This window comes from Streptomyces sp. NPDC005004 (assembly GCF_053600675.1).
This window is the reverse complement of record NZ_JBSGAH010000001.1, coordinates 308,879-323,678: the sequence shown is the minus strand read 5'-3', so window position 1 is coordinate 323,678 and position 14,800 is coordinate 308,879. Positions and strand designations below refer to the sequence as shown.

10 protein-coding genes are annotated in these 14,800 nt (G+C 70.8%); 6 read left to right on the top strand and 4 right to left on the bottom strand.

What is annotated here, in order from left to right:
• Positions 1-183: 183 nt before the first annotated feature.
• The 3 genes from ACWEEU_RS01440 to ACWEEU_RS01430 all read left to right on the top strand — a co-directional run bounded on the left by ACWEEU_RS01440 (position 184) and on the right by ACWEEU_RS01430 (position 5,520).
• Entirely contained in the window at positions 184-3,324 is a 3,141-nt protein-coding gene (locus ACWEEU_RS01440; protein ID WP_451727264.1) for a sacsin N-terminal ATP-binding-like domain-containing protein, read from the top strand.
• Positions 3,325-3,506: 182 nt separating this feature from the next.
• A complete protein-coding gene (locus tag ACWEEU_RS01435; RefSeq protein ID WP_385744631.1) occupies positions 3,507-4,427 on the top strand; it encodes a hypothetical protein in 921 nt (306 codons plus the stop codon).
• Positions 4,428-4,692: 265 nt separating this feature from the next.
• Complete coding sequence (locus ACWEEU_RS01430; RefSeq protein WP_451727261.1) at positions 4,693-5,520, top strand: hypothetical protein; 828 nt, start codon at positions 4,693-4,695, stop codon at positions 5,518-5,520.
• 24 nt (positions 5,521-5,544) lie between these two features.
• Here ACWEEU_RS01430 and ACWEEU_RS01425 read toward each other — a convergent pair whose 3' ends face one another.
• From ACWEEU_RS01425 to ACWEEU_RS01415, 3 genes are all read right to left on the bottom strand, one after another.
• Positions 5,545-7,941 carry an HAD-IC family P-type ATPase gene (locus ACWEEU_RS01425; RefSeq protein ID WP_451727258.1) on the bottom strand — a complete coding sequence of 799 codons (2,397 nt, stop codon included), beginning with the start codon at positions 7,939-7,941 and terminating at the stop codon, positions 5,545-5,547.
• A gap of 158 nt (positions 7,942-8,099) precedes the next feature.
• The gene (locus tag ACWEEU_RS01420) at positions 8,100-10,421 is read right to left on the bottom strand and encodes a GH92 family glycosyl hydrolase (protein ID WP_451727255.1); all 2,322 of its coding nucleotides are present in this window, start codon (positions 10,419-10,421) and stop codon (positions 8,100-8,102) included.
• Positions 10,422-10,612: 191 nt separating this feature from the next.
• Positions 10,613-10,879 carry a DUF2530 domain-containing protein gene (locus ACWEEU_RS01415; protein WP_199587456.1) on the bottom strand — a complete coding sequence of 89 codons (267 nt, stop codon included), beginning with the start codon at positions 10,877-10,879 and terminating at the stop codon, positions 10,613-10,615.
• 193 nt (positions 10,880-11,072) lie between these two features.
• Between ACWEEU_RS01415 and ACWEEU_RS01410 the strand changes: the two genes are divergently transcribed.
• Positions 11,073-12,527 carry an NCS2 family permease gene (locus ACWEEU_RS01410; RefSeq protein ID WP_451727252.1) on the top strand — a complete coding sequence of 485 codons (1,455 nt, stop codon included), beginning with the start codon at positions 11,073-11,075 and terminating at the stop codon, positions 12,525-12,527.
• A 54-nt stretch (positions 12,528-12,581) separates the two neighbouring features.
• Here ACWEEU_RS01410 and ACWEEU_RS01405 read toward each other — a convergent pair whose 3' ends face one another.
• Positions 12,582-12,803 carry a ribbon-helix-helix protein, CopG family gene (locus ACWEEU_RS01405; RefSeq protein ID WP_385744620.1) on the bottom strand — a complete coding sequence of 74 codons (222 nt, stop codon included), beginning with the start codon at positions 12,801-12,803 and terminating at the stop codon, positions 12,582-12,584.
• A 154-nt stretch (positions 12,804-12,957) separates the two neighbouring features.
• Here ACWEEU_RS01405 and ACWEEU_RS01400 point away from each other — a divergent pair, with 154 nt between their 5' ends.
• Positions 12,958-13,395 (top strand): MarR family winged helix-turn-helix transcriptional regulator, encoded by a 438-nt coding sequence (locus tag ACWEEU_RS01400; RefSeq protein ID WP_018548316.1) that lies wholly within the window; start codon positions 12,958-12,960, stop codon positions 13,393-13,395.
• Between the two features lie 30 nt (positions 13,396-13,425).
• A complete protein-coding gene (locus tag ACWEEU_RS01395; protein WP_385744618.1) occupies positions 13,426-14,784 on the top strand; it encodes an MFS transporter in 1,359 nt (452 codons plus the stop codon).
• Positions 14,785-14,800: the final 16 nt, after the last annotated feature.

The window sequence follows — 14,800 nt, the reverse complement described above, 5'->3', positions numbered from 1 at the left end:
GTACGGCTGCTGTCCGGACCGTGTCCGGTGAAGTCCGGGCTGTCGGGGCGGCCCGGCAGACGCCCCGTCAGGACCACGGCGTCCCCGCAGATCCGACAGGGCGCGCCCCCGCGCGTACGCAGCGAACAGCCGCACCCGCCCTCGCTGTACCTTCGACCTCACGCCGATGAGGAGAGTGTGATCGTGAGCAAGTACGTGCGGCCGGCGGCCGAGGGCGCCGACCCCTTCGGTACCGCCCGCCTCCGCCGTGGTGTCCTCGACGCCTGGGCCACCAGCCCCGCCCGGTTCCGCGAGGACGCCAACGCCGAGGAGGACCTCGCACTCGGCGGTTACCGGGACCGGCTCGTGGTCGAGCTGGCCCAGAACGCCGCCGACGCCGCCGCCCGCGCCCGCGTCCCCGGCCGGCTCCGCCTCACGCTCCGCGACAACGTGCTGATCGCCGCGAACACCGGCGCCCCCCTCGACGCGGTCGGCGTCGAGTCCCTGTCCACTCTGCGCGCCTCCGCGAAGCGGGACCGGGACGACGAGCACGGGACGGCCGGAACGGTCGGACGCTACGGCGTCGGTTTCTCCGCCGTCCTCTCCGTCACCGACGAGCCCGCGATCGTCGGACGGCACGGCGGCGTCCGCTGGTCCCTCGCAGAGGCGCGCGAGCTGGCCGATCAGACCGCCCGGCACAGCCCCGGGCTCGGCGACGAGGTGCGCCGCCGCGACGGCCACGTACCCCTGCTGCGCCTGCCGTTCGCCGCCGAGGGCACCGCCCCGGACCCGTACGACACCGCCGTGATCCTCCCGCTGCGCGACGCGGCCGCCGCCGGACTGGCCGAGCGGCTCCTCGACGCCGTGGACGACGCCCTGCTGCTCGCCCTGCCGGGCCTGGAGGAGGTCGTGGTCGAGATCGCCGGGGACAAGCCGCGCACCCTGCGCCGGAGCACCGAAGGCGCCGTCACCGTCGTGGAGGACTCCCGCGACGGACGCACCCGCTGGCGCACCGCCTCCGCGCACGGCCCCCTCACCCCCGAACTGCTCGCGGACCGCCCCGTCGAGGAACGGCTGCGCCCGCACTGGTCGGTGACCTGGGCCGTGCCCGAGGACGCCGAGGGGCACCCCGTGCGCCCCCGCACCAGCCCCGTCCTGCACGCCCCCACCCCCAGTGACGAGCCCCTCGGCGTCCCCGCCCTGCTCATCGCGTCGTTCCCGCTGGACACCACCCGCCGGCACACCGCCCCGGGACCGCTCACCGACTTCCTGGTCCAGCGCGCCGCCGACACCTACGCCGAACTCCTCGCCGCCTGGCGCCCGGTGACCGAGGGCGCCATCGACCTCGTCCCCGGCCCGCTCGGCAAGGGCGAACTGGACGGCGCGCTGCGCCAGGCCGTGCTCGACCGTCTCCCGCGCACCGCGTTCCTGCCTCCGGCCGTCGCGCCCGGCGAGGACGACGACCTGCCCGAGGCGCTGCGTCCGAGGGACGCCGAGATCGTGGAGGGCGCGGGCGCGCAGACCGTACGGGTCCTCGCCGAGGTGCTGCCCACCCTGCTGCCCGCAGGACTTGAGCGGCGCCCCGAACTGCGCGCGCTCGGTGTCGCCCGCCTGCCCCTCGCCGACGCCGTCGACCGGCTCGCCGGTCTGGAGAAGGACCCGGAGTGGTGGTGGCGGCTCTACGACAGCCTCGCCGGGATCGACCCCGACCGGCTCTCCGGGCTGCCCGTGCCGCTCGCCGGGACCGGCCGGACCACCATCGGCCCACGCCAGGTGCTGCTGCCCACCCCGGACACCGCCGCCGTGGACCCCGAGGTGCTCGGCCGCCTCGGCCTCAAGGTTGCCCACGCGGACGCCGCGCACCCGCTCCTGGAGAAGCTGGGCGCGCTGCCCGCCACCCCGCGCGCGGTGCTCACCACCCCGCAGGTACGGGCCGCCGTGGCCGCCTCGCTGGACGACGGCGGCGGAGCGCTGTGGGAGGAGGACGCCCCCGACGCGGAGGAACTGGCCGACACCGTGCTGGCGTTGGTGCGCGACGCGGGGCTGGAGCCAGGCGACGAGCCCTGGCTCGGCGCGCTCGCCCTGCCCGACGAGGACGGCGAACTCGCCCCGGCCGGTGAACTCGTCCTGCCCGGCAGCCCGTTCGCCCGTGTCATCCGCGACGGAGAACTGGCCGCCGTGGACATGGACTTGGCGGAGCGGTGGGGGCAACAGCCTCTGACCGCCTGCGGGGTGCTGGCGGACTTCGCCCTCGTCCGCGCCACCGACGTCGTCCTCGATCCGGACGAACTGGAGCCCCGCGAAGGCGACTTCGCCGAGCCGGACGACGCCGGGCTCCTCGACGCGGTGGACGTGTGGTGCGAGGACATCCTCGACCGCTTCCCGGACAGCCCCGTCCCGCCCGTCGCCACCGAACTCGTCGCCGTGCGCGACCTGGACCTCGTGGACGACGACCGCTGGCCCGAGGCCCTCGCCCTGCTCGCCCAGCCGCCGCTGCGCGACGCCCTCACCCAGCCGGTCCGCGTCCTGCTGCCCGACGGCACCCACGAGGTCGTACGGCCGTACACCGCCTGGTGGCTGCGCGGGCATCCCGTGCTCGACGGCCGCCGCCCGGCCGGACTGCTCGCGGCCGGCGGCGACCCGCTGCTGCGCGGGCTGTACGAGGAGGCGGACGCCACCGGCTTCGAGGACGAGCAGGTGCTGCGCGCCCTCGGCGTACGCACCTCGGTCGCCGCCCTCCTGGACGAGCCCGGCGGCGCCGCCGAACTCCTCGACCGCCTGACCGACCCCGACCGCCCGGTCACCCCCGCTCAACTGCACGGCCTCTACAGCGCGCTGGCCGATCTCGACCCGGAGCAGGTGACCCTGCCGGACGAGGTGCGCGCGGTGACCGACGGCCGTGTGACCGTCGTGGACGCGCGGGACGCGGTGGTCGTCGACTCGCCCGACCTGCTGCCCTTCACCTCCGGCGTGCCACTGCTGCCGGTACGCCCCGCGCGCGCGGCGGAGCTGGCCGAGCTGTTCCAGGTGCGGCGGCTGAGCGAGTCCGTCACGGGTGCGGTGGACTCCGAGGGCGCCGAGCACGACGTACCGGACGCGGTGCGGGTGCTGCTCGGGTCGCGCACCCCGGCTCGGTACGTCGAGCACGACGAACTCGTCGTGGACGGCGTGGAGATCGACTGGCGGCTCACCGACGACGGCGTGCTGCACGCGGCCACGCTGGAGGGTGTCGCGGCCGGTCTCGCCTGGGCGGCGGGGCAGTGGCCGCGGCGGTTCGAGGTGGCGGCGCTGCTCGAGGACCCTTCGCGGACGGAGGAGTTGGCGCGGGACCGCTGGTTCGACTGAGCGGAAGCGCGGGTGGGGGCGGAGCGGAATCCGATCTTCACCAAGTCACTTCAGAATCCTCGACATCCGTACAACCATTCGTCCCAGGCGTACGTCTGATCGGGTGAGCCAACAGGCTCCCCAGATCTCTGGGCTCCGGGAGGCGTTGGCATCCCGGAGCCCCATTACGCAGGGGAACGCACATGCGCATTCGCGCCACCGTGGCCGCCGTCACCGGCGCCGTGGCCCTCTCTGCCTTCGCCGGCACGGCCGCTCACGCCGCTGGCAACGACTCCGCCTACCAGGCGGCAGCCGTCAAGCTCGTCCAGGGACTGCACGCCGACGCCGCCAAGCAGGGCGTCCGCACCGCGCCGACCGACGGCGAGCCGTACACCCTGAACGCCACCTTCTCCAACTTCAAGATCGCCAAGGCGATCAAGGTCGGCACCACGAACCAGGTCTCCGTGCCCGTCAGCTACACGCTGACCCACGGCGCGGACGTGGACGTCCAGGCCGACGACTTCATCTCCTACGCGGCCCTCTACAAGGGTTCGTACGACGAGCCGGACAACGTGCTCTTCGGTGACGACGTGGCGGCCACCTGCACCGTGGTGACCGACACCTCCGCCACCTGCACGGGCACGATCGACATCCACCCCGGCGACGGCGAGCTGTGGAACTCCGACGCGGGTTCCTGGAAGGGTGCCGCGGTCGCGGTCGCCTTCAACGGCCAGGACCCGGAGACCGGCGACATCTCCAAGATCGGCGTCGCCGACAAGGGTGGTCTGACCACCACTTCGGTCCTGCGCAACTCCCGCCTCACCACCAACGCCTCCCCCGAGCCGGTGAAGAAGGGCGCGACCATCACGGTCACCGGCGCCCTGACCCGCGCCAACTGGGAGGACAACAAGTACCACGGCTACACCAAGCAGTCGGTGCAGCTCCAGTACAAGAAGAAGGGCGCCTCCAGCTACACCACGCTGAAGACCGTCACCTCCGACTCCAAGGGCAACCTGAAGACCACCGTCAAGGCGTCCGCCGACGGTTACTTCCGCTACAACTTCGTCGGCACCTCGACGACCCCGGCGATCGCTTCGACCTCCGACTTCGTCGACGTGAAGTAAGCCGCACCCCACAGCAGTTCACCCCCGGCCCCGAAGGCAGCCAGCCTCCGGGGCCGGCGGCGTGTCCGCGAAGTGCCTCAGGCGGAGTCCGTGGGGCGGGCTTGACCTGGGGATCAAGTTCTCTTGACTTCGAGGCTGACCTGGCAATACGTCGGCAAAATTCGATCAGGTGTGGCAGTCGGCGTACAACTTGGCGGGCCCGCCATGAATCTGATCACCCGAGTCGACCGACTCACCGAACTTTTCTCCCTCCTAGGGAACACACATGCGCATTCGTGCCTCCGTGGCCGCCGTCACCGGCGCCCTGGCGCTCTCCGCGTTCGTCGCGCCCGCCGCACACGCGGACCCCATGCCGTACACCCTCAACGTCGGCTTCTCGAACCTGAAGATCGCCTCGTCGATGAAGGTCGGGACGACGAACGAGGTCAGCACGACCTACACGTACACCCTGACGTACGGCTCGGACGTCAACATCAAGGCGTCCGACTTCTACACCGACGCCTACCTCTACCGCGGGGACCTGGACGACCCGTCCGCCACCGTCGAGGGCGACGACTACGCCACCTGCACGGCGTCCACCACCACCGCGGGCACCGCCACCTGCACCGGCACCGTCGACGTCTACCCCGCCGACGGCGATCTGGTGAACGCCGACGCCGGCAAGTGGTCCGTGGCCGCCGAGGCCACCGCGCTCAACGGTCAGGACGAGAACAACCCCGACTGGAGCAAGGTCGGCTTCGCCGAGAAGGGCGGCCTGGCCACCACCAGCCTGCTGCGCTACTCCAAGCTCACCGTCAACGCCTCCCCGGAGCCGGTGAAGAAGGGCGCGACCATCACGGTCACCGGCGCCCTGACCCGCGCCAACTGGGAGGACCACAAGTACCACGGCTACACCGGCCAGTCGGTCCAGCTCCAGTTCAGGAAGAGCGGCACGACCACCTACACCACCGTCAAGACGGTGACCTCGGACTCGTACGGCAACCTGAAGACCACCGTCACCGCCGCGAGCGACGGCTACTGGCGCTACAACTTCGCCGGCACCTCCACCACCCCCTCGGTCAAGGCGACCGGCGACTACGTGGACGTGCAGTAACCCCGTAGGTGAGCACGGCCCCGCCTAGGCGGGGAAGCGGCGGTCGACCCATCTCCACACGAGTTCGAGGGCGGCCGCCGCCACCGCCGCGATCCCCACCGCGGCCCACGGCATCGTGTTCCCCACCAGGCGCAGCGCGAAGAAGTCCTGCAGCCAGGGCACGGTCAGCACGAACAGGAACGCGATCCCCATCGCCACCACCAGCGCGATCCGCCACCACGTGTAGGGGCGGGCGATGATGGCGAGCACCCACATGGAGACCAGGAACAGGGTCAGCGTCGCCGCACTGGTCTCGGCCGACAGCGCCCCCGCGCCCGTGTAGTGGTGCCGGGCGAGCAGATACGTCACGAACGTCGCGACCCCCGCCACCAGCCCGCCGGGTATCGAGTACCGCATGACCCGGCGCACGAAGTGCGGCCGCGCCCGCTCCGTGTTCGGCGCGAGGGCCAGGAAGAAGGCCGGGATGCCGATGGTGAGGGTGGACAGCAGGGTCAGATGCCGGGGCAGGAACGGGTACTCCACCTGCCAGCACACCACCAGCAGCGCGAGCAGCACCGAGTAGACGGTCTTGACCAGGAACAGCGTCGCCACCCGGGTGATGTTGCCGATCACCCGCCGGCCTTCCGCGACCACCGAGGGCAGCGTCGCGAAGCTGTTGTTCAGCAGCACGATCTGCGCCACCGCGCGCGTCGCCTCCGAGCCGGAGCCCATCGAGACCCCGATGTCGGCGTCCTTCAGCGCCAGCACGTCGTTGACCCCGTCGCCGGTCATCGCGACCGTGTGCCCCTCCGACTGGAGCGCGCCGACCATCTCCCGCTTCTGGCGCGGGGTGACCCGCCCGAACACCGTCGCCCGGTCCATCGCCCTGGCCATCTCCGGCAGCTCGGCGGGCAACTGCCGTGCGTCCACCGCGGCGCCCCCGAGCCCCAGCTTGTGCGCGACCGCGCCCACCGACACAGCGTTGTCCCCGGAGATGATCTTGGCGTGGACGTGCTGGTCGGCGAAGTAGCGCAGGGTGTCGGCCGCGTCCGGGCGCAGCCGCTGCTCCAGCACCACCAGGGCGACGGGACGGGCACCCTCGGCGGGTTCGGGTGCGTCCAGCCCCCGTGCGGCGCGGGCCAGCAGCAGCACCCGCAGCCCCTGCTCGTTGAGCCGTGAGGTCTCCGCGAGCGCCGGGTCGTCCGCGCCGAGCAGCACGTCGGGCGCGCCCAGCAGCCACGTGCTCACCTGCCCGTCGCCCTCGCTGAACGTGGCTCCGCTGTACTTCCGCGCGGAGGAGAAGGGCAGCGCCTCCACACACCGCCACTCCTCGCTGTCCGGATAGGCGTCGATGATCGCCTGGAGGGAGGCGTTGGGGTGCGGGTCGGCCTCGCCCAGGGCGCCGAGCACCTTGCGCGCGTGCTCCTCGTCGGCGCCGTTCAGCATCCTGAGCGCGGAGACGTCCATGCCGCCCTCGGTGAGGGTGCCGGTCTTGTCCAGGCACACCGTGTCCACCCGGGCCAGGCCCTCGATCGCGGGCAGCTCCTGCACCAGGCACTGCTTGCGGGCCAGCCGGATGACGCCGATGGCGAAGGCCACCGAGGTGAGCAGCACCAGCCCCTCAGGCACCATCGGGATGATTCCGCCGATGGTGCGCGCGACCGAACCCTTGAAGTCGTTGCTCTTCACCACGAGCTGGGTGACGATCAGGCCGAGCGCGGCAGGGACCATCATCCACGTCACGTACTTGAGGATCGTGGAGATGCCGGTGCGCAGCTCGGAGTGGACCAGGGTGAACCGGGACGCCTCCTCCGCGAGCTGCGCCGCGTACGCCTCGCGGCCGACCTTGGTCGCCGTGAAGGCGCCGCCGCCCGCGACCACGAAGCTGCCGGAGAGCAGCCGGTCACCGGTGTGCTTGAGAACCGGGTCCGCCTCGCCGGTGAGCAGCGACTCGTCGATCTCCAGGCCATCGGCCTCGGCGCACACCCCGTCCACCACGATCTTGTCGCCCGGCCCGATCTCCACCAGGTCGTCCAGCACGATCGCGCTGGTCGGCACCTCGACGGATCTGCCGTCCCGGCGCACGGTCGGCCGGGCCTCCCCGATCACCGCGAGCGAGTCCAGCGTCTTCTTCGCCCGCCATTCCTGCACGATGCCGATGCCGGTGTTGGCGAGGATCACGAAGCCGAACAGGCTGTCCTGGATGGGCGCGACGAACAGCGTGACGATCCACAGCACGCCGATGATCGCGTTGAACCGGGTGAACACGTTCGCCCGCACGATCTCGGAGAGGGAGCGGCTGCTGCGCACCGGTACGTCGTTGACCTGACCGCGTGCCACCCGTTCCGCGACCTGCGCGCGGGTCAGTCCCGCCGAGCGCGTGCCGGGCGGCGCGACCGGGTGCACGGGGTCCAGTCCGGCGCCCGCGTCGATATGCGTCATGCCTCGACGTTACGTGCGGACGGCCCGGATCACCTGCCGAGTGACCGGAATTCGGGGACGGCTCAGGGGCGCCCCCGGCGTGAACCGGGGGTACCCCTGAATCCGTTCCGGGGCGAGTCGCAAAGCCCCGCCCCGTCAGCGCGTGGCGCCCCTCGCCGTCAGCGCAGCGCAGGCGGCGCCGCCTCCGCCGAGGTGCCCCAGGCCGAGGGCGTCCCGCCCACCGCGAAGGCCAGCGAGCGGTGTGCCCGCAGGTCGGCGGTGGTCAGATAGGTCCGCCCGTAGGCGGCGCCGTCGAGCCGGGCCGACCGGATGTAGCGGGCGTCGGCCGAGGTGCCGGGCGCGCTGATCGTGAGCCGGCCGTGCGGGAAGTACCGGCGGTCCAGGGTGAGGTCCACGCGGTCGAAGACGGGGGTGGACAGGCCCCAGGTGTCGTAGCCCGGCTGGACGGGGAAGACGCCGATGGACGACAGCACGTTCCACGCGGACATCGTGCCGAGGTCGTCGTTGCCGGTCATGCCGGTCGGACCGTCCGTGAACAGGGTCAGCGCCGCGTGCACCACGTCGGTGGTCTTCCACGGCTGGCCGGTGGAGAGATAGGTGTACGGCGCGATGAGGTCGGGCTCGTTCTGCGGGTTGTACTTGTCCGCGTTGTAGTAGTCGTACGGCCCGTTCACCCAGGTCTCCCGCGCGGTCTTCGCCGGGTCCTTCAGCAGGTCGGCGTAGGCGAAGAAGGAGTCGAGGCGGTCGTTGGCGGCCTGCTTGCCGCCGATCAGGTCCACCATGCCGGGCAGGTCCTGCGGGACCAGCCACTGGTACTGCCACGAGGTGCCCTCGTGGAAGCCCTCGCTCTGCGCGGGGTCGGCCGGACCGGTGAAGGCGCCCGAGGCGTCGCGGGCCCGGAAGAAGCCGGTCGAGGGATCGAAGACGCGGCGGTAGTTCTGGGCGCGGGCGGCGTAGCGGGTGGCGTCGGCGCGGTGCCCGAGGTCACGGGCCATCTGGGCGAGCATCGCGTCGGAGAGCGCGTACTCCAAGGTGGCCGAGGCGCCGTGGTCGTAGTCGGAGTCGCCGGGCTTGGCGTGCGGACGGTCCTTGACGTAGGGGGCGAAGCCGTCGGCGATGTACTCCTTGTTCGCCTCGCGCCCCACGGCGGGGGAGCCGGCCGGGGGCACTCCGTCGGCGTTCTTCTTCAGCGCCTTGTACGCCCGCTCCTCGTACCCCTTGAGCAGGCCCTGCTGGTAGGCGTTGGTGAGGAAGGGGGTGACCGGGTCGCCGGTCATGATGTTCGTCTCGACCGTGCCGTAGCCCCACTTGGGCAGCCAGCCGCTCTCCTCGTCGATGTGGACGACGGAGATCGCCATGTCCCGTGCCTCGCGCGGCGCGAGCAGGGAAAGCAGCTGGGACTGGGTGCGGTAGGTGTCCCACAGGGACCAGTTCTGGTAGTAGGTGAAGCCCTTGGCGCGGTGGATCTTCTGGTCCCAGCCGGTGTAGCGGCCGTCCGTGTCGCTGCCGACGTTCGGCGCGAGGAACGAGCGGTACAGCGAGGAGTAGAAGGTGCGGCGCAGGGTGTCCTCGCCGCCCTGGACGCGTACGTCGTCCAGTCTGTCCTCCCAGGCCCGCCGCGCGGCCGTGCGCACCGTGTCGAAGGACCGGCCGCCCTCCGCGCGCAGGTTGACGGCCGCGCCGCGCGCGTCCACGTAGGAGAGCGCGGTGGTCGCCTCGACGGTGCGGTCCTTGGTGGTGTCGAAGCGGACGTACGCGCCGTCCGCGCCGGTCTTCGCGCCGTCGCTGACCGTGGAGCCGGTCCAGGTGCCGTGGGCGGTGAAGGGGCGGTCGAAGTGCGTGATCGTGTACAGGGTGTACGGCACGGTGTCCTGGCAGAAGCCGCGCCCGGTGAGCGTGGTGCGCACGGTGTGGTCGTCCAGGATCTCGACCTTGGTGGCGACCTTGCCGTGCAGCGACTGGGCCGCGTTGACCAGCACGTTCGCCTTGGTGGTGGCGGGGAAGGTGTAGCGCTGCACGCCGGTGCGGGCGGTCGCGGTCAGCTCGGCCTCGATGCCGCTGTCCAGACCGACGCGGTAGTAGCCGGGGCTCGCGCTCTCGTCGTCGTGGCTGAACTTCGCGGCATAGCGCGCGTAGTCGGTGGTGGTGACGTCACCGGTGGTGGGCAGGACGGGCAGATCGCCGCCGAGGCCGCAGCCGACGCCCGAGAGGTGGACCAGGGAGAAGCCTCTGATGTGGTCCTGGGCGTAGTCGTAGCCGGTGTTGTGGCCGGTGTCGGGGGAGAGCTGCACCATGCCGAAGGGCACGGCGGCGCCCGGATAGGTGTTGCCCTCGTTCTGGGTGCCGATGAAGGGGTTGACGAGATCGGTCAGCCGGGTGCCTGCGGGCGGGCCGGCCTGTGCGGTGGCGGGGGCGGCGAACAGCGCGGTCGCCGCCAGCGTCCCGGCCAGGCACAGGCCGATTTGCCGTGTCCATGTCATTTAGACCTCTGGGGAAGCGGGTCGGACTTGCTCGGGGAGGCGTAAGGCAACGTTGTCAGCGGTGCGGAACAACGTTGTCATCGGACAGCAGTGGGCATGACAACACGGAATCCGCATTCCGTCCAGGGGTCTCGCACGAGGGTCTTTCGAGCCGCTCCGGCCGCGCCGTCACTTCACCGGCACGGGTCGGGTCACTCGACCGGCACGGCCTCCCGCGCCGCGTCCCGCTTGATCGCGGCGTCCCGCTTGCGGACGTACCAGATGCCGATCAGGCCGAGTCCGGCCCCGGCCAGGCAGGTCCACACCCACCACAGGTGGCCGTGGTCCTCGAACCAGCCGTAGAAGGGCAACTGGACCAGGAAGAGGACGAACCACAGGATCGTGCCGCCGGTGATGGTGCCGACCACGGGCCCCTCCAGGGGCTCCGGCGCTTCGTGCCTGGGTGTCCACTTCGTCATGGCAGACAGCTTACGAGGTGGCCCGGGTCACTCGGCAGGCACTGTTCCGCTCGGATGTTCCGCCGAAATGTACGCGCGGAGTTCGCGATCCGGGGTTCATACGTTCATACTGAAACCGTTTGTCTGTGACCGCTTCTGATCGTAGGAAACTCCAACGGGGCTCGGGGGAACCCCACTGGTGATGAGGAACCGAATGCCCACGTCGGCACCCACCAAGGCCGCCCCCGCCCCTGAGCAGCCGGGCGGTACGCCCGCCTATGGCGCCATCGACCGCTACTTCAAGATCTCCGAGCGCGGCAGCACCGTCGGTCGTGAGATCCGTGGCGGTTTCGCGACCTTCTTCGCGATGGCGTACATCATCGTGCTGAACCCGATCATCCTGAGCAGCGCCAAGGACATGTACGGGCACCACCTGGACAGTGGTCAGCTCGTCACGGCCACCGCGGTCGCCGCGGCGTTCACCACCCTGCTCATGGGCGTGATCGGCAACGTCCCGATCGCGCTCGCCGCCGGTCTCGGCGTCAACACCGTGGTCGCGCTCCAGCTCGCGCCCCGCATGTCCTGGCCCGACGCGATGGGCATGGTGGTCCTCGCCGGCTTCGTCGTGATGCTGCTGGTGGCGACCGGTCTGCGCGAGCGCGTCATGAACGCCGTGCCCTACAGCCTGCGCAAGGCGATCTCCATCGGTATCGGTCTGTTCATCATGCTGATCGGCCTGGTGGACTCCGGTTTCGTCAGCCGCATCCCGGACGTCGCGCAGACCACCGTCCCGCTCCAGCTCGGCGCCGACGGTCACCTCAACGGCTGGCCGGTCCTGGTCTTCATCCTGGGCGTGCTGCTCACCCTCGCGCTGATCGTCCGCAAGGTCCCCGGCGCGATCCTGATCTCCATCGTGGCGATGACCGTCCTCGCAGTGATCATCAACCTGGTCGCCAAGGTGCCTTCCTGGGGTCTGACCACCCCGAAGTGGCCGGGCAACCCCCTCGACACCCCGGACTTCGGCCTGCTCGGCAAGGTCAGCCTGTTCGGCGGTTTCGGCAAGGTCGGCGTCCTGACGGGCATCCTCTTCGTCTTCACCGTCCTGCTGTCCTGCTTCTTCGACGCCATGGGCACGATCATGGGCGTCAGCGACGAGGCCAAGCTGACCGACGCCCAGGGCCAGATGCCCGGCATCAACAAGGTCCTCCTGGTCGACGGTCTCGCCGTCGCGGCGGGCGGCGCCACCTCCTCCTCGGCCACCACCTGCTTCGTCGAGTCCACGGCGGGCGTCGGCGAGGGTGCCCGCACGGGTCTGGCGAACGTGGTCACCGGCGCGTTGTTCGCCGTCGCGCTGTTCCTCACCCCGATCGCCACCATGGTGCCCTCACAGGCCGCCACGCCCGCGCTGATCGCGGTCGGCTTCCTCATCCTTGCGGGCTCGGTCCGCGAGATCGACTGGGCCGACTTCACCATCGCCATCCCGGCCTTCGTGACCATGGTGATGATGCCGTTCACCTACTCGATCACCAACGGCATCGGCATGGGCTTCATCACCTTCGTGGTGCTGCGCCTGGCGGCCGGACGCGCCCGGGAGGTCCCGGCGGCGATGTACGTCGTCGCGGCGGTCTTCGGCTTCTACTACCTGATGCCGGCACTGGGCCTGACCTGACGGGTGGCCCGAAGGGGAAACACTCCCCGGGGCCACCCCCGGCACCCGGCCCGGTCAGGGCACTACGGGGTCACACGAGGCGTCACGAGCCTCCGGTGTGGCCCCGTAGAACTTTTCCGTCTCCTCCACCGCGTTCTGGAAGCGCTCGTCGAAGTCGTCGCGGACGAGCGTGCGGATCACATAGTCCTGCACGCTCATTCCCCTCTTGGCCGCACGGTCCCGGAGCCTCTCTAGCAGCTCCCCGTCTATCCGCAGGCTGAGCACACTGGTCCCCATGCGTACGAGGGTCGCCACATCCGGCCACCCGATGGGTCACTTTTCGCAACCGACTCACTCTTATGGGTGATCTATGCCTCCAGTGGCGCGCATCACGGGCATCGCGGTGCACCCCCGTTGTTCTTTAGTCAGAGTAATGAGTTACGCTAAAGACATGCCGGACCTCACCCATGGCGACGACTCGGCCGCCGTGAACTCCCTCCGCTCCGCAGTGATGCGGCTGTCCCGTCGGCTCAAGCACCAGCGTGTCGACGAGTCGCTGAGCCCCACCGAGATGTCGGTGCTCGGCACCCTTTCCCTGTGTGGCCAGGCCACGCCGGGCGAGCTGGCCCGCAAGGAGCACGTCCAGCCGCCGTCGATGACCCGCATCGTCGCGCTGCTGGAGGCCAAGGGCCTGGTCCGGCTCGAGCCGCACCCCGAGGACCGCCGCCAGAAGGTGGTCACCAGGACCGAGCAGGCCGAGACGATGCTCGAGGAGAGCCGTCGCAAGCGCAACGCGTTCCTGGCCGGCCTGGTCGAGGGCCTCGACGAGGACGAGTGGGCCGCCCTGCGCGCCGCCGCCCCCGTGCTGGAGAAACTCGCGCATCTGTAAGCCAAGCAGTACCCGCAAGGAGGCGACCTTTTGAGTACGGGCCCCGGAGCAGCTTCCGTCCCCGCACCGACCACCCCTACGAACCCCGCGCCCGCCAAGTCCTCGATGTTCAGCTCGCTGAAGGTCCGGAACTACCGGCTGTTCTTCATCGGCCAGGTCGTCTCCAACACCGGCACCTGGATGCAGCGCATCGCCCAGGACTGGCTCGTACTCAGCCTCACCGGCTCCTCCGCCGCCGTCGGCATCACCACCGCCCTGCAGTTCCTGCCGATGCTCCTCTTCGGCCTCTACGGCGGTGTCCTCGTCGACCGGCTGCCCAAGCGCCCCACGCTGCTGGTCACCCAGACCGCCATGGCGCTCACCGGCCTCGCGCTCGCCCTGCTCACCCTCTCCGGACACGTCCAGGTCTGGCACGTCTACGTCGCCGCGTTCGCGGTCGGTCTCGCCACGGTCGTGGACAACCCGGCCCGGCAGTCCTTCGTCTCCGAGATGGTCGGCCCCGACCAGCTCCAGAACGCGGTCAGCCTGAACTCCGCGAACTTCCAGTCCGCCCGGCTCGTCGGCCCCGCCGTCGCCGGACTGATGATCACCGGCGTGGGCACCGGGTGGGCGTTCCTCTTCAACGGCCTGTCCTTCGTCGCGCCCATCGCGGGCCTGCTGCTGATGCGCGCCCGCGAACTCCACCCCGGCCGCCGTGCGCCGCGCGGCAAGGGCCAGTTGCGCGAGGGTCTGCGTTATGTCGCGGGGCGTCCCGACCTGATCTGGCCGGTCGTCCTGGTCGGCTTCGTCGGCACCTTCGGCTACAACTTCCCAGTCTGGCTCTCCGCCTTCGCGGACAACGTCTTCCACGCGGGCGCGGGCGCCTACAGCCTCTTCAACACCCTCATGGCCGTCGGCTCCCTCGGCGGCGCCCTGCTCGCCGCGCGGCGCGGCACGGCCCGGCTCCGGGTGCTGATCGCCGCCGCGATCGGGTTCGGCGCGCTGGAGACGGTGGCGGCGGTGACGCCGCAGTACTGGCTGTTCGCGGCGCTCATGGTGCCCATCGGCATCTTCGGCCTCACGGTCAACGTCACCGCGAACACCGCCGTGCAGATGGGCACCGACCCGGCCATGCGCGGCCGGGTGATGGCCCTGTTCATGATGGTCTTCATGGGCGGCACCCCGCTGGGCGCCCCGCTCGTCGGCTGGATCACCGACGCCTACGGCGCCCGGGTGGGCTTCGCGGCCGGCGGCCTCGTCTCGGTAGCCGCGGCGACCGCGATCGGCCTGGTCCTGGCCCGGGTCGGCAATCTGCGCCTGGCTCTCGGCTGGCACCGGGGACATCCGAGCCTGCGCTTCGTCCCGCGCGAGCGGGAGGAAGAGCGGGAGGAGCTGACGGCGGCCGCCTGAGGTCCCCGTAGGGACA

Bases quoted from the DNA above. Each gene is read 5' to 3' on its own strand.
- ACWEEU_RS01405 (WP_385744620.1), bottom strand. From the start codon at position 12,803: ATGGGGACCAGTGTGCTCAGCCTGCGGATAGACGGGGAGCTGCTAGAG.
- ACWEEU_RS01420 (WP_451727255.1), bottom strand. From the start codon at position 10,421: ATGACATGGACACGGCAAATCGGCCTGTGCCTGGCCGGGACGCTGGCG.
- ACWEEU_RS01425 (WP_451727258.1), bottom strand. From the start codon at position 7,941: ATGACGCATATCGACGCGGGCGCCGGACTGGACCCCGTGCACCCGGTC.
- ACWEEU_RS01400 (WP_018548316.1), top strand. From the start codon at position 12,958: ATGCCGGACCTCACCCATGGCGACGACTCGGCCGCCGTGAACTCCCTC.
- ACWEEU_RS01410 (WP_451727252.1), top strand. From the start codon at position 11,073: ATGCCCACGTCGGCACCCACCAAGGCCGCCCCCGCCCCTGAGCAGCCG.
- ACWEEU_RS01435 (WP_385744631.1), top strand. From the start codon at position 3,507: ATGCGCATTCGCGCCACCGTGGCCGCCGTCACCGGCGCCGTGGCCCTC.
- ACWEEU_RS01415 (WP_199587456.1), bottom strand. From the start codon at position 10,879: ATGACGAAGTGGACACCCAGGCACGAAGCGCCGGAGCCCCTGGAGGGG.
- ACWEEU_RS01430 (WP_451727261.1), top strand. From the start codon at position 4,693: ATGCGCATTCGTGCCTCCGTGGCCGCCGTCACCGGCGCCCTGGCGCTC.